We start from the raw sequence: 12,737 nt of genomic DNA, 5'->3' as shown, positions 1-12,737 counted from the left end.
ATTGTGCCGCAGGCCGTTGCCAATGACTGCTTTTGGCCAGCTTCTGGCCTGCTTCTAGGGGCTTGATTTGCCTCAAACCCTCGCTCAAGATCGGGTGCGTTTTCTAAACTAGGAGATGACAAATGGATGCTTACAAAACCCATGGCGCATTCAGCTGGGCCGAGCTGATGACGTCGGAGCCGGCCAAGGCGGCCGAGTTCTATGGCTCGCTGTTTGGCTGGGTGGTCGAGACCATGGCCATGCCCATGGGCGATTACCACGTCATCAAAGTCGACGGTACGCCGATGGCCGGCATGATGGCCTGCCCCGACCCCGCCCTGCAGATGCCGACCAGCTGGAGCAGCTACGTCACCGTCAACGATGTGGACGAAACGATTGCCAAGTGCACCGAGCTAGGCGGCGCGGTGCTGATGCCGGCGATGAATGTACCCACGGTAGGGCGCATGGCCACCATCCGCGACCCTCAAGGTGCGGCCATCAACATCATCACTTACGTGGCAAAAACTTGAGTTTTCGGCGGGCGCGGATAATCCGCGCCTCGTGAATGATTCCAGCCCCCCCACCAAACCCACCGCGCCAGCCGCGCCCGGCTTCAAGGCTAACGCCAACGCAAGCAAGGCTGGCGCTGCGCGCCGTCCAGGGCCGCCCGCCAATCCGCTGCCGCCGATAACTTTTCCCGAGTCGCTGCCGGTCTCCAGCCGGCGCGATGACATTGCGCAGGCGCTGCGCGAGCACCAAGTCATCATCGTCTGCGGTGAAACCGGCTCCGGCAAGACCACCCAGTTACCCAAGATTGCGCTCGCATTGGGGCGTGGCCGCGCCAACACCGGTAAGCTGATCGGCCATACCCAGCCGCGCCGGATCGCCGCCAGCAGCGTCGCTAAACGCATCGCCGAGGAGCTGAAAACGCCGCTGGGCGAGGTGGTCGGCTTCAAGGTGCGCTTCCAGGACCGGCTCTCGCCGGGGGCCTCGGTCAAGCTGATGACGGACGGCATTTTGCTGGCCGAGACCCAGACCGACCCGCTGCTGCGCGCCTATGACACCTTGATCATCGACGAGGCCCATGAGCGCTCGTTGAACATCGACTTCCTGCTCGGCTACTTGCGCGAGGTGCTGAAAAAACGGCCCGATCTGAAGGTCATCGTCACCTCGGCCACCATCGACGCTGACCGCTTCGCCAAGCACTTTGAATCAGCCAAAGGTCCGGCGCCGGTGATCACCGTGTCGGGGCGGCTGTTCCCGGTCGAACAGCGCTACCGGCCGTTCGAGGAGTCACGCGAGTACGACCTCAACAACGCGATTTGCGATGCGGTCGATGAGTTGTGGCGCGAAGGTGGCGGCGATGTGCTGGTCTTCCTGCCCGGCGAGCGCGAAATTCGCGAGGCGGCCGAGGCGCTGAGAAAACACCATCCGCCCGGTGTCGAGGTCTTGCCGCTGTTCGCGCGCCTGTCCCAGCAGGAGCAGGACAAGGTCTTCGAGCCGCACGGCCAGCGCCGCATCGTCTTGGCCACCAATGTGGCCGAGACCTCGCTGACCGTGCCAGGCATCCGTTATGTGATCGACCCCGGCACCTCCCGCGTCAAGCGCTACAGCTACCGCAACAAGGTCGAACAGCTGCAAATCGAGCCGGTCAGCCAGTCTTCGGCGAATCAGCGCGCCGGCCGCTGCGGCCGTGTCGCTAACGGCATCTGCATACGGCTCTACGCCGAGAAAGACTACCTCGCAAGACCGCGCTTTACCGACCCGGAGATCCTGCGCAGCTCGCTGGCCGGGGTGATTCTGCGCATGAAGACGCTGGGCCTGGGCCAGGTCGACGACTTCCCCTTCATCGAGCCGCCGCCGCGCAAGGCGATCGCCGATGGCTACCAATTGCTCAACGAGTTAGGTGCCGTTGACGACGCCAATGAGCTGACGGCGATGGGCAAGGAGCTGGGCAAGCTGCCACTTGACCCGCGCGTCGGCCGGATGATTCTGGAGGCGCGCAGTCGCGAGGCTTTGGCCGAGATTTTGATCATCGCCAGCGCCTTGTCCGGCCAGGATGTGCGTGACCGGCCGATGGAGCAGCAACAAGCGGCGGACGAGCGGCACAAGAAGTTCGATGACGACAAGTCCGAATTCTTGGGCTATCTGAAGCTGTGGAAGTGGCTGGAAGAAAGCAAGGGTGGTGCGGGTGAGCACAAGCTCAGCCACCGCCGCTACGAGGCCTTGCTGCGTGAGAATTTCGTTAGCCCGCGCCGCGTGCGTGAGTGGCGCGATGTCTATTCGCAGCTGCACACGGTTGTTGCCGAACATGGCTGGCGCATGAATACCGCGCCGGCCACCTATGAGCAGGTGCATTTGTCGATGCTGGCCGGCTTGCTCGGCAATCTGGGGCTCAAAAGCGACGAGGACGAGTGGTATCTGGGCGCGCGCGGCATCAAGTTCTGGCGCCACCCCGGCGCGCATCTGAGCAAGAAGCCGGGCCGCTGGATCGTCAGCGCCGAGTTGGTCGACACCACACGTCTGTTCGGTCGCGGCATCGCGGCGATTGAGCCGCAATGGCTGCCGGGCATCGCCGGCCATTTGATCAAGACCCAGTTGCTTGAGCCGCATTGGGAGAAGAAGGCGGCCGAGGTGATCGCCCTGGAGCGGGCGACGCTTTACGGCATTGTCATCTACGCCAACCGGCGTGTGAACTTTGGCAATGTGGATGCAGCGGCCGCGCGCGCGATCTTCATTCGCGAGGCGCTGGTCAATGGTGAGTGGGAATCGCGACTGCCGTTTCTGGCGCACAACAAGCGTCAGATCGCTCATGTCGAGGAGTTGGAGCACAAATCCCGCCGCCAGGACGTGCTGGTCGATGATGAGCTGATCTACGCCTATTACGACGAGCATCTGCCCGCCGATGTGGTGTCCGGCGCGACGCTGGAGCGCTGGTATCGCCACGCCTCCAAGGCCGAGCCCAAACTGCTGCAATTGAGCCGTGACGAGTTGATGCGCCATGAGGCGGCCGGCATTACCAGCAATGCCTTCCCCAAAACCTTGCGCATGGGCGGTGTCGATTGCCTGGTCAGTTACTTGCACGAACCCGGCGATGCGCGCGACGGTGTGACGGTCGATGTGCCGATCTACGCGCTCAACCAGGTCAGCGAGGAGCGCTGCGAGTGGTTGGTGCCCGGCATGTTGGCGGCCAAGGTCTTGGTCTTGCTGAAGAGCCTGCATCAGCGCCCGCGCTCAAGATTGGTGCCGCTGCCTGAGTTTGTGGCCGAGTTCATCGCCGCCAATCCCTTCGGGCAGGGCGCGCTGATCGAGGTGCTGCTGAAGGCGGTCAAGGAGCGCACGCAACTGGCGATCCAGCGCAATGACTTCAAGCTGGAGCAGTTGCTGCCGCATCTGTTCATGAACTTCCGGGTCATCGACGAGCATGGCCGGCAGCTCGGCATCGGTCGCAATCTGGCGGCTCTGAAGGCCGAGCTGGGCGGGCAAGCCAGGTCGGCGTTTCAGGCGCTGGCGGCGCTGCGTCTGCCCGCGTCGGCGCCTGCTGTCGCTGAGCAGCAGCCGGTCAAACCGGGCGGCATCCGCGCCGAGGTCAAGGCGCCGCCTAAACCGATACGCGAAGTCAGCAAGACTTACACCGCATGGACCTTCGGCGAGTTGCCCGAGCTGATGGAGGTGACGCGCGGCGCGCAGACGCTGATTGGCTTTCCGGCGCTGTTGGACCGTGGCACGCATGTCGAGATCGAAGTCTTCGATGAGCCCGATGTGGCCGCGGCCCGCCACCGCCTGGGCCTGCGCCGTTTGCTGGCCCTGCAGCTGAAGGAGCCGCTGAAGTTTCTGGAAAAGAACATCCCCGATCTGCAAAAGATGTCGGTGCTGTTCATGAGCTTGGGCACGGCCGAAGAGCTGCGCGATCAAATCATCGGCGTGGCGCTGGACCGGGCCTTTCTGGCCGAGCCGCTGCCGACCGATGAGTTCAGCTTCAAGAAGCGTATTGATGAAGGCCGGTCGAGACTGAATTTGATTGCCCAGGAGGTCGCGCGGCAGGGCGGCGTGGTGTTGCTGGAGTACGCCGCTGCAGTGCGCAAACTCAAAGACGCGCGGGCACCCAAAGAAGCTGCCGATGACATCACCGCGCAATTGCAGCGCTTGGTGCCCAAGCAATTCGTCAGCGCCACGCCTTGGGCGCAGTTGCAGCATCTAGCGCGTTACTTGAAGGCCATCACGGCGCGGCTGGATAAGCTGCGTGCCGACCCTGCGCGCGATGCAAAGTTGCTCGCCGAGCTGCGCCCGCTGGAGCAACGCTATCTGAGGCGCGTCATGGAGATGAAGGGCGCACCGGACCCGCGCATGACTGATTTCCGCTGGCAATTGGAGGAGTTGCGGGTCAGTCTGTTTGCACAGGAATTGCGCACGCCGCAGCCGGTCAGCGTCAAGCGCCTGGAGAAGGTTTGGGCGCAATTGGGGCATTGAGGGCTCAGTGCAGCCCCGAAGCCGAGGGCAGAGTTTGCATTAGATTGGGGATTAGGGCTGAGAATCTTGCTCAGCTTGGTCTATCGAGACGCGGCGAAATTGGGTTAAATGGGGGTCAAGTAGATTTATTGGCACAAGTGCCCCTTTCTCGTGTCCGATTCCACGCCCAGTTCCAAGCCAGCCAACTCTCCTGCTGCCGCTAAGCCAGCCGCGCCGATGCGTCGCTTCGGCCGTTTCGAGCTGCGCCAACTGCTGGGCAAGAGTACGCGCAGCATGATCTGGTTGGTGTTTGATGCCAAGCTGGATCAGGAGTTGATGCTGTGCATGCCGCGGGTGGTGCCCAATAGCGCCGCGGCCACCGAGCATTGGATCAAGACCGCCAGTGCCGGCGCGCGCGTCCTGCATCCGAATCTGGCCCATGTGATCGAGGTCGGACAGGTCGAGAAATGGCCTTATATGGCGTACGACCGCGCCTTGGGCGAGACCTTGGACGAGCGTTTGACGCGCCAGCCCACGCCCTTGCCACTGGAGGTCGCCGAATGGGTTTGCCAATATTTGGAAGGCTTGGCCTTTGCCCATGAAGCCGGCCATGCGCACCGGGACGTGCAGTGCGCGACGCTGATCATCGGCCCGAACAACCAGGTGCGGGTCCTGGGCCTGGAAGCAGCGCAAGAGGTTTTTCCTGCCAATGCCGACTACAACTCGGTCACGCGGCGCGCGGTGCGAGATTCAGCCGCTGAAGACATTTTGTGTGTGGGCCTGATGCTGCACCGCCTGTTGAGCGGGCGGCCGGTGCTGGAGCAGCCCGACTTGCATTTGGTCGTGCAACAAATGCAGCCGACCGGCCATGAGTTGGTGCGCATGGGCTGGGAAACGCCGCATCCGATTCCTGAGCCGCTGCGCGCGATTTGCAACCGCGCCACCGACCGCCAAGAGCGCCAGCGCTATCACATCGCCCGCAGCTTTTTACGGGCGCTCGATGGTTGGCGCACCTCGGCCGGCCATGATGAGCAAGGACCGATTGCTTTGCTGATCGACAAGTTGCAGCGCATCGGCCATCTGCCCAGCACCTCGACTGCTTTGCAAAGAGCCGGGCAATCGTCAGCCATGGACAGGCAGCACACCAGCGCACTGGCCACGCTGGTGATGCAAGACATGGCGCTGGCCTTGGAGCTGCTGCGCCGGGTCAACAACGCCTTGAAGCAAAGCGGTGCGGCGGTCGACGGCACGGTGCTGAATATGCAGCGGGCCATCGCCATGCTGGGCCTGGAAGGTGTGCAACAAGCGGCCCGCGCGCTCAAGCCCTGGCCCGGGCCCTTGAACGAGACGCAAGCGGTGATGCTGCAAAGCCTGATGAAGCGGGTGCACCGTGCAGGGCAAATCGCGCAGGCGCTGCGCCCGGCCGGCTATGACGCCGAGGTGGTCTACCTGATCACGGTGATGCAAAACCTGGGCCGCCTGCTGCTGCAATATCACTTCCCGGATGATGCGCAGCAGATCCGCCAATTGATGCAACCGCCTGAGCCGACCGCCGATCAACCCCATCCTGCCAGTATGAGCGAGCAGGCGGCGGCCTTTGCGGTGATGGGTTGCGACCTAGAGTCGCTGGGCACGGCGGTGGCCAAGCATTGGAGTCTGGGTGAGGAGTTGCTGCACATGATGCGGCGCCAGCCGCCCACTGCCGCGCTGCGCGCCAGCGCCCACGGCAAGGAAAGCGATAACGAAGTGCTGCGCCTGACCTGCAGTCTGGCGAATGAATTGGTCGACGCCTTGATGCAGCCCGAGGCCAAGCGCGTGGCCGGCGTCGAGGTCGCGACCAAACGCTATGCGCGCACCTTGGGGCTGGGATTGAAAGATATTCAGCTGGCGCTCAATCCAGAAGCCGCGCCGCCAGTGGATCGGGGTCGCTCCGGCTTTATGCCGCTGGACGGCGACGCGCCAAAGCCTTCCGCCCTGCGCGCCCGGCTTGCGGCCAAGGCAGCAGCGGACGGCGGGGCCAATGGCGATCTGCCGCATTGACCGTGGGTCTGCAACGAAGGCCGCGAACTCCACGCGAAGGTCAGGATAGAGCAATATATTCGAGATGAACCCCGACGACTCCTTGACCTACTCTTCCGCTGCGCCCCATTTGCCCGACCTGGGCCGCTTTCATTTGCTCAAAAAATTGGGCGAGGGGGCCCAAGCCACCGTCTGGCTGGCCCATGACCCCAGGCTCGACCGGGATGTGGCGCTGAAGGTCTTGCGGCCGGGCGCCGATCCGCTCAGCGTCGATGAATGGCTGCACGAGGCGCGCGCGGTGAGTCGGCTGACGCACCCCCACATCGTGCCGGTGTTTGAGGCCGATAGCCAAGATGGGCAGTCCTATTTGGTGTTTGAATATGTGGCCGGCGGCACCTTGGCGGATCGTCTGCTGGGTGGGCGCAACGCTCGCTTCGGTGTGCGTGCTGCGGTCGAGCTGCTTCTTGGCATCTTGGATGGCTTGCAGGCAGCTCATGCGGTCGGCGTCGTGCACCGCGACTTGAAACCCAGCAATATCCTGATCGATGCCAAGGGCCGTGCGCGCGTGATGGACTTTGGCATTGCGGCGCGCTTGTCGGCTGAGGAGGCCGGGCAGGCATCGGCCCAGCCACAGCGCGTGGTCGGCACGCCCGGCTATATCTCGCCCGAGGCGGCAAGTGGTGAGCCGCCTAGCGCGCAGATGGACGTTTTCGCGGCCGCCGTGATCTTGGGTGAAATGCTCAGTGGCCAGCGACTGAATTACGACCCCGATCCCTGGGTGTCGGTGCAGCGCGTGCTGGAGCAAGACCTGACCCTGCCGTCTGATCTGGGGTTGGACGTCGATGATGCGCTGCGAGCCATCGTGCAGCGCGGCCTGGCGCGCAAGGCCGTAGAGCGTTGGCCAACGGCCAAGGCCATGCATGATGCCTTGGCAGAGTGGCTGTATCCGGCACAAACAGCCGTACCCGATGTGGTGGACGGCGCGGCGCTCGAGTTCTTGCTGCGCCGCATGCGCCACAAGAGCGACTTCCCGGCCATGTCGGACGCAATCGGCCGTATTCAACGCCTGACCGCGTCCGAGAACGGCAGCCTGGCCAGCTTATCAAATGAAATCCTCAAGGACGTGGCGCTGACCCACAAGCTGCTTCGTCTGGTCAACACGGTGCAATTCAGCCATGCCGGGGGCGGCAGCATCAGTACCGTCTCGCGGGCGGTCGCCTTGGTGGGTTTTTCCGGCATCCGCAATCTGGCTTTATCGCTGATCCTGCTGGAGCGCATGGAGAACAAGGCTCATGCGCAGCAATTGCGCGAGGAGTTCTTGCGTTCGTTGATGGCGGCGTCGCTGGCGCGAGAGCTGTGCCTGAATCCGCGCGAGGCCGAGGAGGCCTTTTTATGCGCGATGCTGCACAACCTGGGCCGCTCGCTGAGCGAGTTCTATTTCCCCGAGGAGGCACAACAAATCCGCCGCATCACGCGCACCGAGCGGATCGCCCAAGCCACCGGTCAAGCCGCCCCGCCTTTGAGCGAGGCGGCCGCTTCGGCGCAGGTGCTGGGCATGAGTTATGAGCAACTCGGCCTGGGCGTGGCCCGTCAATGGGGCTTGCCGGAGTCCTTGCAGCTGAGCATGCGCCGGCCCGACGGCGATCCGCCGACACGCCGCGCCGAGCACAGCGATGAGCGCCAGCGCTGGCTGGCCCATGCGGCCAATGATGTGGCGGATGTCATCTTGCACACCGACCCGGCCGATGCCCATGGTCGCGTGCATGCGATGGCGCAACGCTACGCACGCGTGCTCGGCGTGACGGCGCAGACCTTCGATGTGGCCGCTGATCAAGCGCGCCAGCGCTTGGCGCAGGTGGCCGATGCGATGGGGATTCATTTGCCCAAGAATTCGCATGCGCGCCGGCTGCTGTCGCCGCTGGCGCCTACGGTCGATGACTCGCTGGCCGCTCATCAGCTGCAAGCCACGCAGATCTTGGAGCCCACGCAAGGACTGAGCCCGCAGCAGCTGACGCGCGAGCAGGCCGTCGAAATGATGGCCGCCGGCATTCAGGACATCACCAATGTGATGGTGGAGAACTTCAAGCTCAACGAAGTTTTGCGCATGATTTTGGAGACCATCTTCCGCGCCCTGGGCTTCAGGCGGGTGGTGTTTTGCCTGCGCGACCCCAAGACCGAGACCTTGACCGGGCGCTTTGGTTTGGGGGAGGGCGTCGAAGCTGTTGTGCCCGCCTTCAAGGTGCCCCTGCGCTTGGTTGATGGCGCCAACGCGGATCTTTTTGCCGCTGTCTGCCAAAAAGGTGTGGACACCTTGATTGCCGATGCCACCGTGGCCAAGATCGCCGACCGCCTGCCACTTTGGTACCGCGGGGAAGTGCGCGCACCCAACTTCTTGTTGCTGCCGATGACGCTCAAGGGCGCGCCATTTGCGCTGATTTATGCCGATAAGGCTAAGGCCGGCGGCATAGACCTGGGCGAGAAAGAGCTGCAACTGCTGCGCACGCTGCGCAATCAGGCGGTGATGGCGTTCAAGCAAATCGGCTGAAAAAAGAAAGGCTCCACGAGGGAGCCCTTTTTTTGCAGCGCGAGCCGAGCTCGCACCGTTTTCAGCTGTTGCGACGACGGGCCACGAAGCCCAGCACGCCCAGACCGGCCAGCAGCAAGGCATAGCTTTCGGGCTCTGGTACTGCGCTAACGTTCAATGTGCCACTGTAGCTGGCGTTGGCAGCCGATGTGCCCTTGACGATCAGCGTCAGCGGGCCTGTCACAGCATAGGCTGACGGCGTATACAGCAGTTCAACAAAGCCGCCGGCATCGGTAGTCAAGACCAATGGCATGCCATTCAAGGTGGCCGAGGCGAAGTCGATGTCGGCCGCACCCGCGCCGATGGTGACCACACTGGCGTCGGCCGAGGTGATGCCGGGCAGCGTGAAGGTGAAGGTATCGATGAACGAACCGGCGGTATGCAGGGCCGCAAAAGTGGCGGTCAGGCCGGTGAACGAAGGTGAGCTGCTCACGTCGTTTGCAACCGCGGCATTGGCGCCGGCGGCGAGCGCGACGGCGACGGCAAGGGATTTAATCAACATGGTAACTCCTGTGGGGTAGATGGCTGCGGGCAATAGGGAATTGGCGCGCTTGCAGGCGAATGTACCTGAACAGTGATGGCGCGCGAACTCCCTGGTTCGGGGGGGGCGGGAATTCCCGCCCCAGACTTCCATTCTGCTTCTATCTTGTTTTCACCTTGCAGCACTGCCCCAAATAGGGGCTGGGCTAGACTGTTCGGACAAAGCCTTGCTACCCAAGCAAAAGCCGCCTCTAACCGACCGCTGACATGTCCACGATCCAAGAATCCTCCCTGCTGCAAGCCCTGCAAACCGTCGTCGACCCCAATACCGGCCAAGACTTTGTCGCCGCCAAACAGTTGAAGAATCTGCGCCTAGACGGCGCGGATGTGTCCTTCGAGATCGAGCTGGGCTACCCGGGCGCCAGCCAGGTCGCCGAGCTGCGCCGGCAATTGGTGGCCGCTGCCCGCACGGTGGCCGGCGTTGCCAATGTCAGCGTGCAGATCCACAGCAAGATCGCTGCGCACGCCGTGCAGCGCGGTGTGCAACTGCTGCCGGGCGTGAAAAACATCATCGCCGTGGCCTCGGGCAAGGGCGGGGTTGGCAAGAGCACTACCGCTGCCAATCTGGCGCTGGCGCTGGCCGCCGAGGGTGCACGCGTGGGCATGCTGGACGCCGATATTTATGGCCCCAGTCAGCCGACCATGCTGGGCGTCAGCGGTCGCCCCGAAAGCGAAGACGGCAAGCTGATGGAGCCTATGGAGGCTTACGGCCTGCAGATCATGTCGATCGGCTTTCTGGTCGAGGAAGACCAGGCGATGATCTGGCGCGGCCCTATGGCCACGCAGGCGCTGGAGCAGTTGCTGCGCCAGACCCGCTGGCAAGACTTGGACTATTTGATCGTCGACATGCCGCCCGGCACCGGCGATATCCAGTTGACGCTGTCGCAGCGCGTGCCTGTGACCGGTGCCGTGATTGTCACCACGCCGCAGGACATCGCGCTGATCGATGCCAAGAAGGGCTTGAAGATGTTCGAGAAAGTCGGCGTGCCGATTTTGGGCTTGGTCGAGAACATGGCCGTACATATCTGTACCAACTGCGGCCATGCCGAGCACATCTTCGGCGCCGACGGCGGGCAGAAAATGGCGCAGCAATACGGCATCGATTACCTGGGTGGCTTGCCGCTGGCGATGTCCATCCGCGTTCAAGCCGATGCCGGTCAACCGACCGTGGTGGCCGATCCGGACGGCGAAATTGCTGGCCTCTACAAGACCCTGGCCCGCAAGGTGGCGGTGAAGATCGCGGCGCAGTCCAAGGACTATTCGGCCAAGTTCCCGAGCATTTCGATTTCCAAGGGCACTTGAATTGATCCCCTGGCTGCTCGGCCGGGGTAAGGTGAAAAATCACCTTCAGCTGAGTTTGGTTTGATCCGATAGGCCATAGGCGTCGGAACCGGCTGCCCGATGGGGCATGGGCCGGTCATCGGCGGGTGAATTCGTTTCGCTATCGGCCTAGGGATGATCAAATGAAAACTGTCAAGCAGATGTTCGGCATGGCTTTGCTGGCGATGGGGGTGGCCGTGTTGCTGCTGCTGTTTGCTATTTCCCGCTTGCATGCTGCCGGCAGCGCCTTGTCCGCCGCTGAAAATTCTCGTTATGTGTCCTCGATGCTGGCCGATGAGCTACGGCAGAGTTCCGATGATCTGACACGGTTGGCGCGCACCTATGTGATGACCGGCGATGCCCAATGGGAGCAGCAGTACTTCGAGGTGCTGGACATCCGCAACGGCAAGAAACCCAGGCCGGCGGGGTACGAGAAGATCTATTGGGACTTTCGTGCTGCCGGCAGCGAGCCGCCTATGGGCAAGGGGGGCAGCACCAGCACGCCCTTGCTTGAATCCATGAAGGCGGCCGGTTTCACCGAGGCCGAGTTCGGCAAGCTCAAAGAGGCGGCCGGCAATTCCGATGATCTGGTCAAGACCGAGACCGTGGCGATGAATATGGTCAAGGGCCTGTTCGATGATGGCGCGGGCAAGTTCACCAAACAAGGCGAGCCCGATCTGCCCAAGGCGCAGGCCATGATGCATGACAAGAACTACCACCAATACAAGGCTAAGATCATGAAGCCGGTGGATGAGTTTTTGCGCATGCTGGACGCGCGGACCGAGGCACAAGTGAGCGCCGCCCAAGCCGCCGAGGGTCGCTGGTTCGGCATCGTCATGGGCTTGGCGTTTTTATTGGCGAGCCTTGGCTTGGGTCTGCTTTGGTATGCCAAGCATTGGATGGCCCAGCGTTTGGGGGGTGAGCCTCATCAGGTGGTGGCCGCGGTCAAAGAAATCGCCGAGGGCAATTTGGCCCAGCGCCTGCACAACGAGAGCCAGGACGCGCACAGCGTGATGGGCGTGTTGATGACCATGGTGGAGCAGTTCTCGCAGGCGGTTTCGCAGGTGCGCAATGGCACCGACGGCGTGGCCACGGCCAGTGCCGAGATCGCGCAGGGCAATAACGATCTGAGTGTGCGCACCGAGCAGCAGGCCAGCAGTCTGCAGCAAACCGCCTCGTCAATGGATGTGTTGGGCGACACCGTGCGGCGCAATGCCGACAGCGCTGCGCAGGCCAACCAGCTGGCGGCCAACGCCAGTTCGGTGGCCATCAAAGGCGGGGCAGTGGTCAGTCAGGTGGTCGACACCATGAAGGGCATCAACGACAGCTCGCGCCGCATTTCGGACATCATCAGCGTGATCGACGGCATTGCCTTCCAAACCAATATCTTGGCCTTGAACGCGGCAGTGGAGGCGGCTCGTGCCGGCGAGCAAGGGCGCGGTTTTGCGGTGGTGGCCAGCGAGGTGCGAAGCTTGGCGCAGCGCAGCGCCGAGGCGGCCAAAGAGATCAAGCAGTTGATCAACGACAGCGTCGAGCGGGTCGAGCGCGGCACCAGCCTGGTTGATCAAGCCGGTGCCACGATGGAAGAAATCGTTACATCCATCAAGCGCGTGACCGACATCGTGGCCGAAATCAGTCATGCCAGCCGGGAGCAAAGTGCCGGTGTGGCCGAGATCGGCGCTGCGGTCGGCAAGATGGATCAAAGTACACAGCAAAACGCGGCCTTGGTCGAGCAAAGCGCAGCTGCCGCCGAAAGTCTGCGCCACCAAGCGCAAAACCTGCAACAGGCGGTGGCTGTGTTTACGCTGCGCTGAATTCCCTGGCTTGACCAGGTTGTGCAAGTGGG

General features: G+C 62.8%; 7 protein-coding genes. 6 read left to right on the top strand and 1 reads right to left on the bottom strand.

What is annotated here, in order from left to right; genetic code table 11:
• Positions 1-122: 122 nt before the first annotated feature.
• From LNV09_RS08780 to LNV09_RS08765, 4 genes are all read left to right on the top strand, one after another.
• A complete protein-coding gene (locus LNV09_RS08780; protein ID WP_263556703.1) occupies positions 123-509 on the top strand; it encodes a VOC family protein in 387 nt (128 codons plus the stop codon).
• Between the two features lie 31 nt (positions 510-540).
• Positions 541-4,449, top strand: a complete 3,909-nt coding sequence (hrpA, locus tag LNV09_RS08775; RefSeq protein ID WP_411969239.1) for an ATP-dependent RNA helicase HrpA — start codon at positions 541-543, stop codon at positions 4,447-4,449.
• A 150-nt stretch (positions 4,450-4,599) separates the two neighbouring features.
• A complete protein-coding gene (locus LNV09_RS08770) occupies positions 4,600-6,468 on the top strand; it encodes a serine/threonine protein kinase (protein WP_263556702.1) in 1,869 nt (622 codons plus the stop codon).
• 64 nt (positions 6,469-6,532) lie between these two features.
• Complete coding sequence (locus LNV09_RS08765) at positions 6,533-8,992, top strand: serine/threonine protein kinase (protein ID WP_263556701.1); 2,460 nt, start codon at positions 6,533-6,535, stop codon at positions 8,990-8,992.
• Between the two features lie 61 nt (positions 8,993-9,053).
• On the opposite strand, the gene LNV09_RS08760 is transcribed toward LNV09_RS08765, so the two are convergent.
• Complete coding sequence (locus tag LNV09_RS08760) at positions 9,054-9,533, bottom strand: FxDxF family PEP-CTERM protein (protein ID WP_263556700.1); 480 nt, start codon at positions 9,531-9,533, stop codon at positions 9,054-9,056.
• A gap of 245 nt (positions 9,534-9,778) precedes the next feature.
• Between LNV09_RS08760 and apbC the strand changes: the two genes are divergently transcribed.
• On the top strand, positions 9,779-10,873 hold the full coding sequence (apbC, locus tag LNV09_RS08755) for an iron-sulfur cluster carrier protein ApbC (RefSeq protein WP_263556699.1): 1,095 nt from the start codon (positions 9,779-9,781) through the stop codon (positions 10,871-10,873).
• Positions 10,874-11,034: 161 nt separating this feature from the next.
• Positions 11,035-12,705, top strand: coding sequence for a methyl-accepting chemotaxis protein (locus LNV09_RS08750; RefSeq protein ID WP_263556698.1), 1,671 nt, complete (start codon positions 11,035-11,037; stop codon positions 12,703-12,705).
• Positions 12,706-12,737: the final 32 nt, after the last annotated feature.

Origin of the sequence: Paucibacter sp. B2R-40, assembly GCF_025717555.1 — a bacterium.
Taxonomy (GTDB): Bacteria; Pseudomonadota; Gammaproteobacteria; order Burkholderiales; family Burkholderiaceae_C; genus Paucibacter_A.
This window is presented reverse-complemented; position numbering and strand designations above follow the sequence as displayed.

What these genes read in the sequence shown, in the direction of transcription:
- apbC (WP_263556699.1), top strand. Translation starts at nt 9,779, where the DNA reads ATGTCCACGATCCAAGAATCCTCCCTGCTGCAAGCCCTGCAAACCGTC.
- LNV09_RS08780 (WP_263556703.1), top strand. Translation starts at nt 123, where the DNA reads ATGGATGCTTACAAAACCCATGGCGCATTCAGCTGGGCCGAGCTGATG.
- LNV09_RS08765 (WP_263556701.1), top strand. Translation starts at nt 6,533, where the DNA reads ATGAACCCCGACGACTCCTTGACCTACTCTTCCGCTGCGCCCCATTTG.
- LNV09_RS08760 (WP_263556700.1), bottom strand. Translation starts at nt 9,533, where the DNA reads ATGTTGATTAAATCCCTTGCCGTCGCCGTCGCGCTCGCCGCCGGCGCC.
- LNV09_RS08750 (WP_263556698.1), top strand. Translation starts at nt 11,035, where the DNA reads ATGAAAACTGTCAAGCAGATGTTCGGCATGGCTTTGCTGGCGATGGGG.